We start from the raw sequence: 17,311 nt of genomic DNA, 5'->3' as shown, positions 1-17,311 counted from the left end.
GAGGTTGAGGGAAAGATGGGTTTCGGTTCAGGTTTCAGTTAGCGGGCGTGACCCCGGCCAGGCGCACGGCCTCCCGCCAGACCGGGATCTCGTTGCGTATCTGGGCCGCGAATTCTTCAGGTGTGCTGGGCGAGAGGTCTATGCCCTGGGCTGCAAATCTGGCCTTGAATGCAGGTTGGGCCATAGCCTCGCGCACAGCCTCGTTAATCTTTTTCACAATCGCCGGCGGCGTGCCTGCAGGGGCGACCAGACCAAACCAGACAGAGGAGGTGTAGGGGCCCACGCCGGTTTCCGACACCGTGGGCAGTTCGGGCAAGGCCGCCGAGCGCTGCGCGCCGGTGAAGGCCAGGCCTTTCACGCGCTTGTCCTGAATGAAGGGTTGCGCATGCACGCTGAATGAAAAATCGACGTGGCCGCCCACGACGTCGGTCATCAGTTGGCCATTGCCTTTGTAGGGAACGTGATTGAGCTTGACGCCCACCTGCTGGGCCAGGCGCTCTATGGACAGATGCGGAACTGAGCCAATGCCTGGCGTGGCGTAGCTGATTTCGCCCGGGCGTTTTTTGGCCAGCGCCAGCAATTCGCCAAGCGAATTCACGGGCAGTTTGGGACTGGCAAAGACAAAGAAGGGCGACGAGGTGAGGCGCGTAATGGGTGCAAAGTCGCGCGCCGGGTCATACGGCAGGCGGACATAGGCGCTGGGGTTGATGGCAAAGGTGGTGCTGCTGCCGTAGAGCAGCGTGTAGCCATCGGCCGGGGCCTTGGCGACGTGCGCCGCGCCTATGCTGGTGGCCGCACCGGGGCGGTAATCGATGAGCACCGGTTGCCCGAGACGCGCCGTGAGGTCGGTGGCCAGTACACGCACAAGTTCATCACTGCCGGGCGACCACGGAAACACAATCTGTATGGGCTTGCTGGGGTAGTCGGCGGCAGACTCGGCGCGGGCAGGCAGGCTGCCTGCAAGCAGTGGCACGATCAGCAAGGCAAGCGCGGTGCGCCTGGGCCATGAAGCGCGGGAGGTCGGAGAAAGGGAGGTCATGTCAGTATTCGTTGATCTGGCTGAAATGAGCCAGAGGCGAATACTAGGAGCCGGAGCGCGCTTCTACAACGAAGCAATTGTCATGACCACATGACCATAAAAGTCCGCTATATAAACATGCCTGAATTGACCGAGCCGGGCTGCACGGTCACAGGGTCCTGCGCACGACGACGCCATACGCGAGCAGACGTTTGGTCATCGAGGTCACAGCCTTGTCCTTGCTCAGCAGCATTGCCTTGTGCGCAACCGCGAGGTCTATGAAGCCCTGGTCATCAGCATCGCTGCAGGTAACGGGTGCCTTGGCGGCGACCTCAACGATGCGTGCGTGTTTGTCAAAGGCAGCGAGTACGTCTTCAACCTTCAGTTTGTAGAAAGCCAGGCGGGGGACGATTTGCGCATAGGCCAGCACGCGCTCAAGTTCGTCGCGCATGGGCGGCGTGGCCAGCCAGTCAAGCTTGCCACATTCAAGTGCCTGCTTCAGTGGCAGGGCAGCCGCATCACCGAACACAACCACGTCAAGGACGATGTTGGTGTCGATGACGATCAGTTCACGTGTCATGCCTCGCGAGGGGGTTTGGTACGCGCCGAACCGGCAACCATGTCAAAGCGGAACAGGCGGCATTCAATCGGGCCGTTCCACATGGGTACGCGGCGTGACTCCTTCAGGCGCATCTTGCCGGGCAGCTTGAGGTCAGGTGTCAGCACATGAGCGGTCCAGCCGGCGTAGTTTTTTTTCCAGTGCGCAGCGAGTTTCGGAAAGAAGTCTGAGGCCTCTTCGCCCGTCTCGGTCAAGGCCTGTTCGCGCGCCGGGTTGGCGTTGCGGTCACGCGGCAGCGCGTGTATGGCGTCAGCTTGCGGCAAAGGCTGGCCGAACTCGTCAATGCCTTGCCCCTGGAATTCGGAGCGCGCGCTCTCACGCCGCTGCGCACCCGCCACACCGGCCACATCAATGCGTTCGCCATAAGGCGGGTTCACCAGCATCACGCCGGTAGGTGCGGGCGGCATGCGCTGCAAGGCGTCACCGCCACGAAACTGTACGGCGTTCGCCACGCCGGCACGCTCAGCATTGCGCTCGGCAAAGTCAACCATGCGGAAGGAAACATCGCTGCCGAATACTGGTGCGGTGGGTTCGGTGATGGCGGCCTCGGCCTGATCCAGCAGACCGTCCCACACGTGCTGCTGGAAAGGCAAATATTTCTGGAAGGCAAAACGCCGGTTAATGCCAGGTGCAATGTTGCAGGCAATCTGCGCCGCCTCAATCGCGATGGTGCCTGAGCCACAGCAAGGGTCGTACAGGGGCATGCCGTCCCGGCATTGCCGGTCCCAGCCGCTGGCGGCGATCATGGCGGCGGCTAAAGTTTCCTTCAGCGGTGCATCGCCCTTGTCCTCGCGCCAGCCGCGCTTGAAGAGCGGCTCGCCCGAGGTGTCGATATAGATGGTGACCGTATCGACCGTCAGGTGTACATAGATGCGCACATCGGGCCAGCGCGTATCCACATCAGGACGCACGTCGAACTTGGCGCGAAAGCGGTCGGCAATCGCGTCCTTGATTTTCAGCGCGGCAAAATTCAGGCTGGTTAATGGACTGTGTTGGGCTGTAATCTCGACCTTGAAGGTCTGTTTGGGTGTAAACCAGATTTCCCAAGCGACATTGGCCGTCGCGTTGTAGAGGTCCTGCTCGCTGCGGTACTGGTTGTGTTGCAATTCGATCAGCACACGCTGAGCGAGGCGGCTGTGCAGGTTGAGTTGCATGGCATCGCGCCACGAACCCTGCAATTGCACGCCCGCGCGCCAGGCTTTGCCCGTAATGCCTGTAATGCGCTGCACCTCTGTGGCCAGCAAGGCCTCGACGCCGGCGGCACAGGGTAAAAATAGTTGAAGTTGGTTCATAAGGCTTTGCGCAAATTGGCTGGGGCTATGCGCAGCGCTTCACGGTATTTGGCCACCGTACGACGCGCGCATTCGATACCCTGCTCCTTGAGCATTTCCGAAATCTGGTTGTCGCTGAGTGGTTTTTTGGTGCTTTCAGACACCACAAACTGCTTGATCAGCGCGCGCACAGCGGTGCTCGAGGCATTCCCACCAGTCTCTGTGCCCAGCGCCGATCCGAAGAAATACTTGAGCTCAAAAGTGCCGAACGGCGTGCTCATGTATTTGGCCGTCGTCACCCGCGAGATGGTCGATTCGTGCAGGCCCAGTTCATCGGCAATCTCACGCAGCACAAGCGGCCGCATGGCAAGTTCACCATGTGTGAAGAAATTTTTCTGCCTCTCGACAATCGCAGTACTCACGCGCAGGATGGTGTCAAAGCGCTGCTGGATGTTCTTGATAAACCAGCGGGCCTCCTGCAGGCGTTGCTGCAGCGCCTGACCACCCTGGCCCTTGTGCTGCTTGAGCGCATTGGCGTAAATGTCATGTACCCGCAGCTTGGGCATCACGTCACCATTGAGCGTGACCTTGAAGCCCCGGCCGACCTTCACAACCAGCACGTCGGGCACCACCAGGTTGCGCTCCACATTGACAAAACGCCGGCCCGGCTTGGGGTCGAGCCGGCCTATCAGTGCAATCGCACTTTTAATGACGGTATCGGGGTAGCCGCAGAGTTGCGACAGGCGCTTGACATCGCGTTTGGCCAGCAGTTCCATGGGTTGCCTGCACATGGCGATGGCAGCGCGTGTCTCATCGCAATCGCGACAATCGAGCAGTTGCAGGCCCAGGCATTCGGCCAGGTTGCGCGCGCCCACGCCGGGCGGCTCCATGTGATGCAGGAGCTTGAGCGCCATCGCAAAATGCTGCTCCAGCTCCTCGGCCTGTTCAAGGTCATCACCGGCCAGGCCTCTGGCCAGCGATGCCAGCGTGTCTTCAAGGTAACCGTCGTCGTTGAGTGACTCAATCAGAAAGTGCAAAGCCGCCCTGTCTTCTTCGGACAGGCGCAGGCTCAGCGACTGGCGGTGCAGATGGTCCTGAAGCGACTCATGGCTGCGTGCAAGATCGGAGGCGTCGGCATCACCGTCATCGCCATTATTGTTCTTGCGCGGGAGGGCATCACCACCCCATTCACTGTCGTCAGGCGCCGACTCCACGGAACCATCGCCCTCCCAGCTTTCTTCCAGCCTGGCTTCAGAGCTGATTTCAGGTGTCGTCTCCGATTCAGTGCTGCTTGTTGTGCCTGAATCGATCGTACCGCCAGACATCGAATCACCGGCCGATTCAAACTCCTGGTTGTCCTGGCTCACCGGCGTGTTGATGTGGTCCAGGCCAAACTCTTCACGCACAGCAGACTCTTCCGTCACCTCAAGAAAGGGGTTCTCGTCGAGCATCTGCTCGACCTCCTGGCTGAGCTCAAGCGTGGAGAGTTGCAGCAATCGTATCGACTGTTGCAGCTGCGGCGTCAGCGCAAGATGCTGCGAGACGCGAAGCGACAAGCCCTGCTTCATGCCGTTTTCCGCATAACTGAAAACGAAGAGTCTTGAGCAAGCATGGGCCGCAGGGCCGGCTTTGCCGGACTGCAGGCGCAGCCCCCTGCAGGGGGGAAGGGGCTACACGCAGTGAGCCAACGACGGGGGGGAGCCATTACATCCTGAAGTGTTCGCCAAGATAGACGCGGCGTACATCGGCGTTGTTGACGATCTCCGACGGCGTACCCTTGGCCAGAACATGGCCGTCGCTGATGATGTAGGCGTGATCGCAGATGCCCAGCGTCTCCCGCACGTTGTGGTCGGTGATCAGCACGCCAATGCCACGCGCCTTCAGGAAGCCGATGATGCGCTGGATCTCGATCACGGCAATCGGGTCAATACCGGCGAAGGGCTCGTCCAGCAAAATAAAGCGCGGCTGGGTGGCCAGCGCACGCGCGATCTCGACGCGGCGGCGTTCACCCCCGGACAGTGCGAGGGCTGGCGAATCTGCCAGGTGGTCCACGCGCAGATCCTTGAGCAGCGCGTCAAGGCGCTCGCCGATGGCGGCGGGGCTCAGGGCCTTGCCGGCGTCGTCAGTCTGCAGTTCAAGCACTGCGCGCACATTCTGCTCGACCGTCAGCTTGCGGAAGATGGACGCCTCCTGTGGAAGGTAGCTCAAGCCCAGGCGTGCGCGCCTGTGTATAGGCATCTGCTCGACCGGGTTGCCGTCAATCGTGATGTCTCCCGCGTCGGCACGCACCAGGCCTACGATCATGTAGAAAGACGTGGTCTTGCCGGCGCCGTTGGGGCCCAGCAGGCCCACGACCTCGCCGCTTTTGACCGACAGCGAAACATCCTTGACCACCGTACGGCTGCCGTAGGACTTTTGCAGCCCTGTCGCCACAAGCTGGCTGACCGCCGCAACGCCGCCGCCGCTGGTTTCATGAGAAGACGATTCCAGTGTTGCGCTTTCAGCAACGTTCACGTTTTCCGTATCCATGTATTCAGGGGCCTAGTTTTTCTCGTTACCCAGCGTATTGCTGGGGCGCAGGGTGGCAGCAGACGCAGGCGGCGTTGCAGCAGGGGTGCCAGCCGCACCTGAGGCCGCGTTGCGGGGTGACAGCAAGGCGCGCACACGCCCCGTAGGGTTGGTGGCGGACTTGTTCTGGGCGTTACTTTCAACAGTGAACACATCGGTCACGTTGTCGTAGTTGATCTGCGAGCCGGTCGATTCATCGGACAGAACCGCACCCTTGTAGCGGCGCATCACGGCACTGCCTATGAATTTGACGACATCGGGACGGCTGTCGTACTCAATGCGCAGGCCCTCGCCTTCGATGAACTCGTCAAGACCTTCCCGCTTCTTGCGGTAGAAGGCCAGCTTGCCCGCCGGGGCGATCACTATGGCTTTCTGGTAGCCCTCGGGGTCCTGGGTGACGTCGACCCGCTCGCCGCGAATGATGGTCGTGCCTTTGGTGATCACCACGTTGCCCGTGAAAACGCTGGTTTGCTTCAAGTCGTCATAACGCAGGGCATCAGACTCGGCGTTCATGGGCTTATCGCGGTCAGCCTGCTCAGCAGCAACCGGCAAGACGGTCAGCACGGTCAGCACAGCAAGAGCCGCGGCGGTTTTCGTCAAAAAAGTGGGGTATTTCATAAAGGCACGAATCTTGCTGCGCGTTGTTTCAGCCCATTGTAGCGACCGAAAACCGCACAGGCCCGCTTATCCGCAGCCGGTTGCCGGGCTTTACGCGTAAAAAAACCCGCCTTGGCGGGTTTTTTGCTTGTGCGCCCCGTTTCAAAGACCGGAGCAGGCCAGGCAACTTATTTCTTGCGGGCGCTGGCGACCAGGAAATCGGTCACCACCAAGGCACGCTCCATGGTCCCGGCCTGGGTACCGTCGGTGTAATACTTGCCAGCCACGCCCAGCGCAGGTACGCCCTGCACCTTGTACTGGTCCTGCAGTTGCGTGGCCTTGCGGACCTTGGTGGCGATCGGAAAGGAGTTGTAAGTCTCCGCAAACTTCGCCTTGTCCAGGCCCTGAACACCGGCCCAGGCAATGATCTGGTCGGCCGTGGTCAATGACTGTTTTTCAACATGGATGGCGTCAAAAACCTTTTTCTGCATCGCGTCAACCTTGCCCATGGCTTCCAGCGTGTAGTAAAGCTTTTGCTGCGGCTCAAAGTCAGGCCGGAACGATACCGGCGCACGACGGAAGAACACGTCTTTAGGCAACTTCTTGAGCCAAGCCTCCAGCTGGGGCTCAAAACGGTTGCAGTGCGGGCAGCTGTACCAGAAGAACTCAACCACCTCGATCTTGCCGGCGGGTGCCTCCAGCGTGGCAGCCTTGTCCAGCGTCAGGTAATCAACCCCGTCCTGCGGGGGTTTGCCCTGAGCCAGAGCGGTACCCGGCAGTACAAAGGCACCCCCGAGGGAAGCGGCGGCTACCGTGGCAGCCGAAAGCGAGAACTGACGTCGTTGCATTTATGTTTCTCCTGAAAAACTCGAAATTCCCTGAAGGCCTGGCACAAAACTGCTGCACAAGACAGCATGTTGGACACCAAGGCTGCCAAAAGTTCAGCGCTGGACCCTGACGAGGGCCGTTTCAATGGCGTTGCTGTCCAGCTTTTCCTTGATCTTGTCGGCCTCATCCTTTTTGTCGAAAGGCCCGAGGCGCACACGGTACACGGTACGGCCAGACTGTTCGCGCTCTGTCACCTTGGCCTGGAAGCCAATCAGCGAGAGCTTGGCGCGTTGCGCTTCAGCGTCTTCCGGCGTCCGGAAAGCGCCTGCCTGTATGAAATAGCTGAATGGGTCTGCGCTACTGCCAGCCGACGCCACAGTGTCAGGCTTGGCCTCAGTCCTGGGTTTGGCTTCGGACCTGGCCTTCGCCAGATCACCCAGCGGGTCGGCCGAAACAGCCGAGGCCGCTGGCTTGCTGCCTTTGGCGGCGCTCGCAGTCGCCACCGGGCTCTCGGTTCCCACTGTGCCAGAAGCCACTGCGGCAGGCCGTGCCGGGTTCTTGCCGGCCAGCGCCGCATTCGGGTCCCAGTCCTTGTTCTTTTTGGCTTCAGCGGCGTCGTTGTCAGCGCTGTGCACCTGGCCCTTGTTCATGAAGGGCACGGGCACCTTGGTCACGTAAACCGCCACCGCCAGCGCAGCGCCCAGCCCGAGCAGCGCGCCGATAATGATGCCCAGCAGGGTGCCGCCACGCTGCTTGTTGGAGGTCCGGGGTCTGGCCGTTTGGGAATGCGTCATGCTCGTCTCGTTAGGGTCTGTTCACATCTTGCGCGGGGCACTCACGCCCAGCACCGCCAGGCCATTGTGCAACACCTGCGCCGTCGCCGCGACCAGCGCCAGGCGCGCCTGCTTCACGGGCTCTTCATCAACCAGGATACGCTCGGCATCGTAATAGCTGTGATAGCAGGCGGCCAGCTCACGCAGGTAAAAGGCCACATCGTGCGGCGCAAAGCCGCTGGCGGCGTTGGCCAGCATGTCCGGGTATTTGGACAGCAACAGCATCAGCGCCTGCGCCTGCGCGCTCACCAGCGGCGACAAATCGACAGCCTTCAGCGTCGCCTCATCGCCACCCCACGCCGCCAGCACCGAGCAGATGCGCGCATGCGCGTACTGCACGTAGTACACCGGGTTCTCGTTGTTTTTGCTAAGGGCCAGGTCGATATCGAAGATGTATTCGGTATCAGGCTTGCGGCTGAGCAAAAAGAAGCGCACTGCATCAGCGCTGGTCCATTCGATCAAATCGCGCAGCGTCACGTAGCTGCCCGCACGTTTTGAAATCTTGACCTCTTCGCCATTGCGCACCACACGCACCATGGTGTGCAGCACGTAGTCAGGGTAGCCCTGGGGCACACCTTCATTCGCCGCCTGCAGCCCGGCGCGCACGCGGGCGATGGTGCCGTGGTGGTCCATGCCCTGGATATTGATCGCGCGGCTGAAACCGCGCTCCCATTTGGCCAGATGATAGGCGACGTCGGGCACGAAGTAGGTGTAGGTGCCGTCGCCCTTTTTCATGACCCGGTCCTTGTCGTCACCGTAGTCGGTGGACTTGAGCCACAGCGCGCCGTCCTGCTCGTAAGTCTTGCCTGCAGCTTTCAGTTTGCCCACTGCTGCATCGACCCGGCCAGAGCTGTACAGGCTGGACTCGAGGTAGTAGTTGTCAAAGCGTACCGAGAAGGCCTGCAAATCCAGGTCCTGCTCGCGGCGCAGGTAGGCCACGGCGAACTGGCGGATCGAGTCGAGGTCTTCCACGTCACCAGAGGCGGTGAATTCGCGGTCATCCGACCTGACGGTTTTTTTGGCGAGGAAGTCTGCCGCAATGTCCGCGATGTAGTCACCGTTGTAGGCCGACTCGGGCCAACCTGCATCACCGGGCTTGATGCCTTTGGCGCGCGCCTGCGTGCTGGTGGCCAGCGTGTGTATCTGCACACCCGCATCGTTGTAATAAAACTCGCGGTAGACATCAACGCCCTGCGTGACAAACAGGTTGCAGATCGCATCGCCGAGCGCGGCCTGGCGGCCGTGGCCCACGTGCAGCGGGCCGGTCGGGTTGGCCGATACGAACTCGACAATCATGCGCTGGCCAGCAGCCTGCGGCTTGACGCCGTACTGCGCAGCTGCGTGCAAAACTTCACGCACGGTTTCCTGTTTTGCAACAGGCTTGAGTTTGACGTTGATAAAACCCGGGCCGGCAATTTCAACTGCGTCGACCCACTTTTCATAGGCCGGTTTGGCCAGCAGGATGGCCTTCAGCGCTTCCGCCACCTGGCGCGGGTTCTGTTTGAGGCGTTTGGCCAGTTGCATGGCCGCCGTACAGGCGAAGTCACCGTGCGCAGCCACCTTGGGTGACTCAAACGCAGCCTTGTCGCCCGCACCGGGGGAAAGCTGTTCCAGCCCGTCAGCCAGTGCTGCGAGCAGTTCATTTTTTATAGCGAGCATGCCCTGATTTTACGTTTAAGGACAAAAGCTACTCGTCATCCATCTTGTGAGGGATGGCTTTATATGTTGGAATTCCCACTGGAACCCAAAACACCCTTACTTTTCCACTCGCCTGATTCCCAACCGGAGCCCCTCATGAAAAAGCTTTTGTCACTGATCGCCACCGCTTTCGCCCTCACCATGGCCTTCTCACCTGTGGCCCACGCCGCAGATACCTGCGCAGCACAGTCTGCTGAGAAGAAGCTCGCCGGTGCCGCCAAGGCCAGCTTCGAGAAAAAATGCATGGCCGATGCAGCCGCCGCCAGCCCGGCTGCAGCCTGTGCTGCCCAGTCTGCTGAAAAGAAACTGGCCGGTGCTGCCAAGTCCAGCTTTGAGAAGAAATGTATTGCTGATGCAGGTGGCGCTGCAACGCCAAGCCCTGCAGCTGCCTGCGCAGCCCAATCCGCCGAGAAGAAGCTCGCCGGTGCTGCCAAATCCAGCTTTGAGAAGAAATGTATTGCCGATGCTTCCGGCGACAAGAAAGCCGCTGAAGCCAAGCCCATGGCAAAAGCAGACGCCAAGCCAGTGGCCGACAAGAAGGCGGACGCCAAAGACGCCAAGAAGTAATCTTTACAGCACAGGCAATGGCCCATTCGCCGCAGGCGGATGGGCTTTTTCATTTTCCGGTGCTGGAATTTCGCCATGCCAGTAACCCGGCTCGCTGAAGTTCTGCTTCAAAAAGTCTATCCACAGCCGCACACGCAACGGCAAATGCTTGCGCTGAGGAAAGACACAATAAATACCGTTGGGCGGCGCGGCAAACTCCTGCAGCAGCGCCACCAGTTGACCGGCAGCGACCTCAGCCTCGACCTCCCAGGTGCTGCGCCAGGCGATGCCGTAACCCGCCAGGCACCAGTCATGCAGCACCTGTCCGTCAGAACAATCGAGCGGACCACCCGGCTTGAGGTAAACCAGCTCTCCGTCCACCATGAATGCCCAGCCCCGGGTTTGAGAGGCTTCGCTTGACAGCGTCAGGCAGTCAAACTTTGACAACTCGGACGGGTGCTGCGGCGTTCCGTGGATCTCAAGATAGCCGGGCGCGGCCACGCAGAGGCGTCGGTTGTCGGCCATGCGCACGCTGACCAGCGATGAGTCAGGCAAATCGCCCACGCGCACTGCGCAATCAAAACCCTCTCCGGCAAGGTCCACCACGCGGTCGCTGAGGTTGAGCGAAATCGTCACGTCGGCATGCTGCTCGCGAAACGCAGTCACCAGCGGCGCGACATGACGACGGCCAAAACCCGCTGGCGCGGTGATGCGCAAATGCCCGCTCGCCTTGACCCCGCCGGCAGACACACTGGCCTCGGCGTTGGCGATGTCGGAGAGCAGGCGCTGGCAGTCTTCAAGAAAGGCACTGCCCTCATGCGTGAGAGACATGCGGCGCGTGGTCCGCACCAGCAGTTTCACGCCAAGCCGCTCTTCAAGGGCATCCAGGCGGCGGCCCATGATGGCCGGTGCCACGCCTTCGGCACGCGCCGCAGCGGCCAGGCTGCCGCGCGCCACCACAGATACAAAGGATTCAAGCTGCTTGAGTTTGTCCATCCGCAGGATTATGCGGGGGCCATTCAGCGCTCCTCAAATCCAAACAGGCGTTTCGGGGTGTCCCACAGAATGGTGCGGCGCGCTGTGGCGTCTGGCACAAGCTGTTCAAACAGGCCCTGCAAAGGCCCGTAGTCAATCCGGTCCGGGGCGCGCAGGAAGGGCCAGTCAGAAGCCCACACCAGAGATTGCGGCGTGTAGGCCGCCAGCAGGGCCTGCACATAAGGCAGGGCATCCGGGTAGGGGTAAGGCAAATTTGAACATTTGGTCAGGCCGGAAATCTTGACGCAGGCGCGCCCGGTCCCGGCCAGCCCCAGCAGTGCGGCAAAACCGGCCTGCCCGACACCCGCCTGGGGGTCCAGGCGGCCACAGTGATCAAACACAAGGTTTGCGCCGCTGCCCTGCAGCATGGGCGCCATATCGGCCAACTGGTCTTTTTCGACCTGCACCTGCGCCCACATGCCCAGCTCACGCAGGCGCTCAAGCAGCGGGCCGATGTCGCGGTAATACGCCAGCCCCAGCAGGGCCACATTGAACGCCACGCCCACAATGCCTGCAGCCTTCAGGTCCTGCAGCTCTGCACGGCTCGCATCGTTGCGAACGACCGCAATGCCTTTATAACGACCCTTGCCCTGCGCAACTGTATCGAGCAGGCAGCGGTTATCCAGACCGTAGCCCGAGTTGGGGCCCACGATGAGGGCGTGGCTCACCCCATGGGCATCAAGCACCCGGCCCAGCTGCGCCGGCGTGCCGGTCTCCATGGGCAGGGGCTTGTACCAGGCATCTGGTGTGTAGGGAAACCGGGCCGGATCAAGCACGTGCACATGGCAGTCAATGCGGGGTTCCGGCGTGGCGGTCATTGTACCTGTCAGTAACTGAGCGTTGCAATGGACCGCAACACCTCGGGTGTGGTCACGGGAAGCCCAAAAAACTCCAGGTAAGCCGGAATCTGCTCAAACAGCATGTCAGACCCCACCTGAAACCGGCAGCCGCGCGCCTGCACGGCGTTCAGGAAGGCAGTCATCTCGGTCTTCATGACGACTTCACCGACAAAAGTGGTGGCCGCAATGCGCGACACATCCATGGGCATGGGGTCGCCCTCGTTCATGCCCATCGGTGTGGCATTGACCACCACGTCGAAACCGGCAGGGTCGTTGCTGCCTGTGCTGACTTCCAGAGCCGGGTAATGCCGCTTCAGGCGCTCGCCCAGCCCGCGCGCCGATTCCGCATGGGCGTCGAACAGGCTGATGGCGCCCACACCTGCCGCAGCCAGCGATGCGGCGATGGCCGAGCCCACACCCCCGCAACCCACCACCAGAACGCGAGCGCCTTTCAGCACGCAGCCCTTGCGCAGCACGCCGCGCACAAAGCCTTCGCCGTCAAACATGTCTCCCTGCAACCGGCCATCAGGCCCAAGGCGCACTGCATTGCAGGCGCCTGCGATGGCGGCGGTCGGGAACACGTCGTCCAGCAGCCCGACGGTCACGACCTTGTGCGGCATGGTGATCAATGCGCCCCGGATGTTGGAAAGGCGAAAAACGCTGCGCAAAAAATCAGGGAAATGCTCGGGGCGGGACCCCATGGGTACGACGATGGCATTGACCCCGGCCTTTGCAAACCAGGGGTTGTAGATCATTGGCGCCTTGAAGGCATGCGTCGGGAAACCAATGTGCGCAATGATTTCAGTATTGCCATTAATCACGTGTGTCATTTGCCTGCAGCCTTTACAGCGGATACATCTGCCCGCAGTGCCGGCAGGTAGCTGTCAACGCCAAATCTTCAAGTCTGGCCCGCTCTTCTGAAGGAGGTGAGAAATGTACTGTCTGGTCCATTCGCGAAGTATAGGGTGGCATCAAAGTGGATGGGATGGGATGGTCCGGGCGGACGCAGCGTTTTGTCGGTGCTGGTATTTATGGCGGCTCAACTGCGCCGAACAACAAGGTCCTGGACGGGGCCGTTCTGGACTTTGCCCCAGCCCCCGGGGCAGTTCGCACAGGCCATACCACCACGCCTGCTGGGGTTGCGCGCCTACGCAGCCTGGTCCGTCAGGGCCTTACAACTGCGCAGAGGTCGTCACAACAACGGGTTTGCCATCAAAAGCTGTCCAACACTTTGAATGGCGGCTTTTTCCCCGCACCGACCCTGGTGGGCCTGTACCCATCCCGGATTGCGGTTTTTACCCTGCAATTCAATGGAGATTTTCATGAACTATTCAATCGTTATTTCAGCCGCACTGGTGGCCCTGAGCCTGAGCGCATGTGACCGCCCTGCGGCTGTGGTGACACCCGCCGTGGTGACCGTTCCGGTTCCAGGCCCTGCCGGCCCTACGGGCGCCACCGGGTCCACGGGCTCAACCGGTTCAGTCGGCAGCACCGGCGCCACCGGCTCAACCGGAACCACCGGCATGACGGGCGACACAGGCAGCACCGGCCAGCGCGGCGCTACCGGCGGTGACACCGTCGTGATCGTCCCGCCAGCCCGCTAGGTTCCAGTCGGGCCGGCGACGAGCGCCTTGATGGCTTCGTCGTCGTAACCCAGCTCTTTCAGCAATTCGTGTGTGTGCTCGCCCAGCCCGGGCGGGTTCAGCCGCACGCCGGGACGGTGGCCGTCCATCATCAACGGCATCAGCGGCACCTGTGTCTGCTGCCCGTCGGGCAGCGTCATGGGCGCAAGGCCCCCCGTGGCCTGCAGGTGCGGGTCATTGAACAAATCCTGGGGTTTGACAATGGGCGCAAACGGCAGGCCGTGCGCTTCAAACACCGCGCTCAATTCGGCAGCGGTGTGCTCTGCCATGCGCGAACGCAGCAGCGGCATCATCCATTCGCGTGCCCGTACCCTGTCGTTGTTGGTGACCAGGCGCGGATCGGCCTGCAGTTCTACCAGCCCGAAGGCCTTGCAGAACAGCGCCCATTGCGTGTCGCTGACGACAGCCAGAAATATCTGCTCGCCACCCTTCACCGCAAACACGTCGTACACGGCCCAGGCCGAGATGCGGCTGGGCATGGGTTCGGCCGCCTTGCCTGTAACAGCGAACTGCATCATGTGCTGGGCCACCAGGAAGATGTTGTTCTCGAACAGCGCCGACTGCACCTCCTGCCCCTTGCCGGTGAGGTTGCGCTGCGCCAGCGCGGCCATCGCACCAATCGCGCCAAACATGCCGCCCATGATGTCGTTCACGCTGCTGCCGGCGCGCAGCGGGTCACCCGGCCTGCCTGTCATATAGGCCAGCCCGCCCATCATCTGCACCACTTCATCCAGCGCGGTACGGTGGTCATAGGGGCCGGGCAGAAAGCCCTTGTGGCTGACGTAAATCAGGCGTTCGTTGAGTTTCTTCAGGCTGGCATAGTCAAGCCCCAGCTTGCTCATGGTGCCTGGCTTGAAATTTTCACTGACGATGTCTGCGGTGGCGACCAGCCTGAGCGCCGCCTCCTTGCCAGCTGCGCTGTGTAAATCAAGCGCAATCGACTTCTTGTTGCGGTTGAACATGCTGAAGAAACCGGCGCCAGCCCCAATCAGTTTGCGTGTGTTGTCGCCAGTCAGGGGCTCTACCTTGATAACCTCGGCGCCCAGGTCGGCCATCACCATGCCGCAGGTCGGGCCCATCACCATATGGGTGAACTCGACCACACGTATGCCGGCCAGCGGGAGCGGCGGGCTGTCCTGAGGAGCTGCGGAGGGAGGCGATGCGGGTTTTGTCATGGCCAGAGCATAAAAGCGTTCAGCCCCCTGTCGACGCAGGTTTGCACCCAGGATCGTCTGCCGGACAAAACGCTATTCTTTTTATAGCTGCTCACGTACGTATTTATTGGCTTGCAGCCTGATTTGATGCCTGAAAATGACCCAAAAAGCCGTTTTTTGGGCGTCCTGGAGGCCAAAATACCTCCTGCCGGCTTCAATTGCATAAGTTTTTGTCATGGATAAAACAATTAATGAAGTATTAATCACGAATCAAGTATCGAATACAGTAGTTGCATCACTAAAGACAGCTCACAGCGCAAATGGCATGCTGTTTGCACAACGCCAGCGCGCCGCGCCCCAGCCTTATTTTTGTTTCTACCCAGGACCCGTCATGACCACAACGCCACGCACCACCGCCCACAAGCTGCAGGTTGCCACCAACCTTTACCAGTTCATCGAACAAAAAGTGCTGCCCGGCACAGGTGTGACGGCTGCGGCCTTCTGGAAAGGCTTTGACGCCATCGTCACCGACCTGGCGCCCAAAAACATCGCCCTGCTGGCCGAGCGTGACCGCCTGCAGACCGAGATGGACGCCTGGCACAAGGCGCACCCCGGCCCTATCACCGACATGAAGGCCTACCGCGCCTTTCTTGAGCAGACCGGTTACCTTGTGCCCTCGCCCAAAAAGGTCACCATCACCACCGGCAATGTCGATGCCGAACTCGCCAAACAGGCAGGCCCACAGCTCGTTGTGCCCATCCTGAACGCCCGCTATGCACTGAACGCCGCCAACGCACGCTGGGGTTCGCTGTATGACGCGCTGTATGGCACCGACGTGATCTCTGAAGAAAACGGCGCTGAAAAAGGCAAGGGTTACAACCCGGTGCGAGGTGCAAAAGTCATTGAATACGCACGCTATGTGCTGGACCGCACCGCACCGCTCAAGACCGGCTCGCACATCGACTCAACCGGCTACAGCGTCAAGGGCGGCAAGCTGCTTGTTGAACTTAAAAACGGCAAGACCACCGGCCTTGAAGACGCCAGCCAGTTCACCGGCTACCAGGGCAAGGCGTCAGAGCCGTCGTCAGTGCTGCTGCAGCACAACGGTCTGCACCTCGACATCCGCATTGACCGCACTACCGCGATTGGACGCAGCGACGCCGCCGGCGTGAGCGACCTGGTGGTTGAAGCCGCGCTCTCGACGATTCTTGACCTCGAAGATTCCGTCGCCGTTGTCGATGCCGACGACAAGGTGCTGGCGTACAGCAACTGGCTGGGCATTTTGCAGGGCACGCTGACCGAAAGCGTGACGAAAGACGGCAAGACTTTTACCCGCGGCCTCAACCCCGACCGCGAATACACATCGCCCAACGGCAAGGGCAAACCTGTCGTGCTGCACGGCCGTTCGCTGATGTTTGTGCGCAATGTCGGCCACCTGATGACCAACCCGGCCGTGCTGTACACCGCCGCTGATGGGACGACGAAAGAAATTCCCGAAGGCATCCTCGACGCCGTGGTCACCACGACCATCGCGATTCACGATTTAAAGCTCAAAGGCAAGGCCGGCATCAAGAACTCGCGCAAGGGCTCGGTCTACATCGTCAAGCCCAAGATGCATGGCCCCGATGAAGTTGCCTTTGCCGCAGAACTCTTCACCCGCGTTGAGAAAATGCTGGGCCTGCCCGACAGCACCGTCAAGCTCGGCATCATGGACGAAGAGCGCCGCACCAGCGTCAACCTCAAGGCCTGTATCGCCGCCGCGAAGAGCCGCGTCGCGTTTATCAACACCGGTTTCCTGGACCGCACCGGCGACGAGATGCACACCGCCATGCACGCCGGTCCCATGATCCGCAAGGGCGACATGAAGACCAGCGCCTGGATCGCCGCCTATGAAAAGAGCAACGTGCTGGTCGGCCTGAGCTGCGGCCTGCGCGGCAAGGCACAGATCGGCAAGGGCATGTGGGCCATGCCTGACCTGATGAAAGCCATGATGGAGCAGAAAATCGGCCACCCCAGAGCCGGCGCCAACACCGCCTGGGTGCCCAGCCCCACCGGCGCCACGCTGCACGCGCTGCATTACCACCAGGTCAAGGTCAGCAAGGTGCAGAAAGACCTCGAAAAGATTGACGCGAACAAGGAGCGCAACGGCATCCTCAACCACCTGCTGCAAATCCCCGTGACCAGCACACCCGACTGGAGCGCAGAAGAGAAGCAGCAGGAACTCGACAACAACGCCCAGGGCATCCTGGGCTACGTGGTGCGCTGGATCGACCAGGGCGTGGGTTGCAGCAAAGTGCCCGACATCCACAACATAGGCCTCATGGAAGACCGCGCCACCCTGCGCATCAGCAGCCAGCACATGGCCAACTGGCTGCTGCATGGCGTGGTGACCAAAGCGCAGGTGAAAGAAACATTCGAGCGCATGGCAGCCGTCGTCGACAAACAGAACGCAGGCGACAAGCTCTACCACCCCATGGCCGGCAACTTTGAAAAGTCAGCCGCTTACAAGGCGGCCTGCGACCTGGTCTTCAAGGGACTGGAGCAGCCTAGTGGGTATACCGAGCCGCTGTTGCATGCCTGGCGTTTGAAGGTAAAGGCTGGGGCGGTATAAGCGTTCACGCCATACCACCAATGAAAAGCGGCACTTCGAGTGCCGCTTTTT

17 protein-coding genes are annotated in these 17,311 nt (G+C 60.9%); 3 read left to right on the top strand and 14 right to left on the bottom strand.

Annotated elements, in window-relative coordinates; translation table 11 throughout:
• Positions 1 to 34 precede the first annotated feature (34 nt).
• The 9 genes from HYX42_RS16955 to argS form a co-directional block, all read right to left on the bottom strand.
• Entirely contained in the window at positions 35 to 1,039 is a 1,005-nt protein-coding gene (locus HYX42_RS16955) for a tripartite tricarboxylate transporter substrate binding protein (protein ID WP_293405156.1), read from the bottom strand.
• A gap of 148 nt (positions 1,040 to 1,187) precedes the next feature.
• Positions 1,188 to 1,598, bottom strand: a complete 411-nt coding sequence (locus tag HYX42_RS16950) for a putative toxin-antitoxin system toxin component, PIN family (protein WP_293405154.1) — start codon at positions 1,596 to 1,598, stop codon at positions 1,188 to 1,190.
• Entirely contained in the window at positions 1,595 to 2,929 is a 1,335-nt protein-coding gene (locus HYX42_RS16945) for a THUMP domain-containing protein (RefSeq protein WP_293405152.1), read from the bottom strand. The genes HYX42_RS16950 and HYX42_RS16945 overlap by 4 nt, the downstream gene beginning before the upstream one ends.
• Positions 2,926 to 4,476 carry an RNA polymerase factor sigma-54 gene (locus tag HYX42_RS16940; RefSeq protein ID WP_293405150.1) on the bottom strand — a complete coding sequence of 517 codons (1,551 nt, stop codon included), beginning with the start codon at positions 4,474 to 4,476 and terminating at the stop codon, positions 2,926 to 2,928. Before HYX42_RS16940 ends, HYX42_RS16945 begins: the two co-directional genes overlap by 4 nt.
• A 136-nt stretch (positions 4,477 to 4,612) precedes the next feature.
• A complete protein-coding gene (gene lptB / locus HYX42_RS16935) occupies positions 4,613 to 5,437 on the bottom strand; it encodes an LPS export ABC transporter ATP-binding protein (RefSeq protein ID WP_293405148.1) in 825 nt (274 codons plus the stop codon).
• Between the two features lie 12 nt (positions 5,438 to 5,449).
• On the bottom strand, positions 5,450 to 6,094 hold the full coding sequence (gene lptA / locus HYX42_RS16930; RefSeq protein ID WP_293405146.1) for a lipopolysaccharide transport periplasmic protein LptA: 645 nt from the start codon (positions 6,092 to 6,094) through the stop codon (positions 5,450 to 5,452).
• 167 nt (positions 6,095 to 6,261) lie between these two features.
• Positions 6,262 to 6,921: a thiol:disulfide interchange protein DsbA/DsbL gene (locus HYX42_RS16925; RefSeq protein ID WP_293405144.1), complete on the bottom strand. Its 660-nt coding sequence runs from the start codon at positions 6,919 to 6,921 to the stop codon at positions 6,262 to 6,264.
• Between the two features lie 93 nt (positions 6,922 to 7,014).
• Positions 7,015 to 7,695 carry an SPOR domain-containing protein gene (locus tag HYX42_RS16920; protein WP_293405142.1) on the bottom strand — a complete coding sequence of 227 codons (681 nt, stop codon included), beginning with the start codon at positions 7,693 to 7,695 and terminating at the stop codon, positions 7,015 to 7,017.
• A 21-nt stretch (positions 7,696 to 7,716) separates the two neighbouring features.
• Positions 7,717 to 9,393, bottom strand: a complete 1,677-nt coding sequence (argS, locus tag HYX42_RS16915; protein ID WP_293405140.1) for an arginine--tRNA ligase — start codon at positions 9,391 to 9,393, stop codon at positions 7,717 to 7,719.
• Positions 9,394 to 9,528: 135 nt separating this feature from the next.
• Here argS and HYX42_RS16910 point away from each other — a divergent pair, with 135 nt between their 5' ends.
• Positions 9,529 to 9,999: a hypothetical protein gene (locus HYX42_RS16910; RefSeq protein WP_293405138.1), complete on the top strand. Its 471-nt coding sequence runs from the start codon at positions 9,529 to 9,531 to the stop codon at positions 9,997 to 9,999.
• Positions 10,000 to 10,002: 3 nt separating this feature from the next.
• On the opposite strand, the gene HYX42_RS16905 is transcribed toward HYX42_RS16910, so the two are convergent.
• The 4 genes from HYX42_RS16905 to HYX42_RS16890 form a co-directional block, all read right to left on the bottom strand.
• A complete protein-coding gene (locus HYX42_RS16905) occupies positions 10,003 to 10,974 on the bottom strand; it encodes a LysR family transcriptional regulator (RefSeq protein ID WP_293405136.1) in 972 nt (323 codons plus the stop codon).
• Positions 10,975 to 10,997: 23 nt separating this feature from the next.
• Positions 10,998 to 11,831 (bottom strand): amidohydrolase family protein, encoded by an 834-nt coding sequence (locus HYX42_RS16900; RefSeq protein ID WP_293405135.1) that lies wholly within the window; start codon positions 11,829 to 11,831, stop codon positions 10,998 to 11,000.
• Positions 11,832 to 11,839: 8 nt separating this feature from the next.
• On the bottom strand, positions 11,840 to 12,673 hold the full coding sequence (locus HYX42_RS16895; RefSeq protein WP_293405456.1) for a ThiF family adenylyltransferase: 834 nt from the start codon (positions 12,671 to 12,673) through the stop codon (positions 11,840 to 11,842).
• 371 nt (positions 12,674 to 13,044) lie between these two features.
• On the bottom strand, positions 13,045 to 13,176 hold the full coding sequence (locus HYX42_RS16890; RefSeq protein WP_293405132.1) for a hypothetical protein: 132 nt from the start codon (positions 13,174 to 13,176) through the stop codon (positions 13,045 to 13,047).
• Between HYX42_RS16890 and HYX42_RS16885 the strand changes: the two genes are divergently transcribed.
• Positions 13,175 to 13,456 carry a hypothetical protein gene (locus tag HYX42_RS16885; RefSeq protein ID WP_293405130.1) on the top strand — a complete coding sequence of 94 codons (282 nt, stop codon included), beginning with the start codon at positions 13,175 to 13,177 and terminating at the stop codon, positions 13,454 to 13,456. The genes HYX42_RS16890 and HYX42_RS16885 overlap by 2 nt on opposite strands.
• Here HYX42_RS16885 and HYX42_RS16880 read toward each other — a convergent pair.
• Entirely contained in the window at positions 13,453 to 14,670 is a 1,218-nt protein-coding gene (locus HYX42_RS16880) for a CaiB/BaiF CoA-transferase family protein (protein ID WP_293405128.1), read from the bottom strand. The two genes, HYX42_RS16885 and HYX42_RS16880, sit on opposite strands and share 4 nt — an antisense overlap.
• Before the next feature lie 370 nt (positions 14,671 to 15,040).
• Here HYX42_RS16880 and HYX42_RS16875 point away from each other — a divergent pair, with 370 nt between their 5' ends.
• Complete coding sequence (locus HYX42_RS16875) at positions 15,041 to 17,260, top strand: malate synthase G (RefSeq protein ID WP_293405126.1); 2,220 nt, start codon at positions 15,041 to 15,043, stop codon at positions 17,258 to 17,260.
• Positions 17,261 to 17,311 lie beyond the last annotated feature (51 nt).

This window comes from Polaromonas sp., from assembly GCF_016185115.1.
GTDB lineage: Bacteria > Pseudomonadota > Gammaproteobacteria > Burkholderiales > Burkholderiaceae_C > Polaromonas.
The sequence above is the reverse complement of the archived record's forward strand: the minus strand, read 5'-3'. Positions and strand labels throughout refer to the sequence as shown.

Excerpts from the sequence above, each read along its gene's own strand:
- HYX42_RS16955 (WP_293405156.1), bottom strand. The coding sequence starts at position 1,039 with ATGACCTCCCTTTCTCCGACCTCCCGCGCTTCATGGCCCAGGCGCACC.
- HYX42_RS16950 (WP_293405154.1), bottom strand. The coding sequence starts at position 1,598 with ATGACACGTGAACTGATCGTCATCGACACCAACATCGTCCTTGACGTG.
- HYX42_RS16945 (WP_293405152.1), bottom strand. The coding sequence starts at position 2,929 with ATGAACCAACTTCAACTATTTTTACCCTGTGCCGCCGGCGTCGAGGCC.
- HYX42_RS16940 (WP_293405150.1), bottom strand. The coding sequence starts at position 4,476 with ATGAAGCAGGGCTTGTCGCTTCGCGTCTCGCAGCATCTTGCGCTGACG.
- lptB (WP_293405148.1), bottom strand. The coding sequence starts at position 5,437 with ATGGATACGGAAAACGTGAACGTTGCTGAAAGCGCAACACTGGAATCG.
- lptA (WP_293405146.1), bottom strand. The coding sequence starts at position 6,094 with ATGAAATACCCCACTTTTTTGACGAAAACCGCCGCGGCTCTTGCTGTG.
- HYX42_RS16925 (WP_293405144.1), bottom strand. The coding sequence starts at position 6,921 with ATGCAACGACGTCAGTTCTCGCTTTCGGCTGCCACGGTAGCCGCCGCT.
- HYX42_RS16920 (WP_293405142.1), bottom strand. The coding sequence starts at position 7,695 with ATGACGCATTCCCAAACGGCCAGACCCCGGACCTCCAACAAGCAGCGT.
- argS (WP_293405140.1), bottom strand. The coding sequence starts at position 9,393 with ATGCTCGCTATAAAAAATGAACTGCTCGCAGCACTGGCTGACGGGCTG.
- HYX42_RS16910 (WP_293405138.1), top strand. The coding sequence starts at position 9,529 with ATGAAAAAGCTTTTGTCACTGATCGCCACCGCTTTCGCCCTCACCATG.
- HYX42_RS16905 (WP_293405136.1), bottom strand. The coding sequence starts at position 10,974 with ATGGACAAACTCAAGCAGCTTGAATCCTTTGTATCTGTGGTGGCGCGC.
- HYX42_RS16900 (WP_293405135.1), bottom strand. The coding sequence starts at position 11,831 with ATGACCGCCACGCCGGAACCCCGCATTGACTGCCATGTGCACGTGCTT.
- HYX42_RS16885 (WP_293405130.1), top strand. The coding sequence starts at position 13,175 with ATGAACTATTCAATCGTTATTTCAGCCGCACTGGTGGCCCTGAGCCTG.
- HYX42_RS16890 (WP_293405132.1), bottom strand. The coding sequence starts at position 13,176 with ATGAAAATCTCCATTGAATTGCAGGGTAAAAACCGCAATCCGGGATGG.
- HYX42_RS16880 (WP_293405128.1), bottom strand. The coding sequence starts at position 14,670 with ATGACAAAACCCGCATCGCCTCCCTCCGCAGCTCCTCAGGACAGCCCG.
- HYX42_RS16875 (WP_293405126.1), top strand. The coding sequence starts at position 15,041 with ATGACCACAACGCCACGCACCACCGCCCACAAGCTGCAGGTTGCCACC.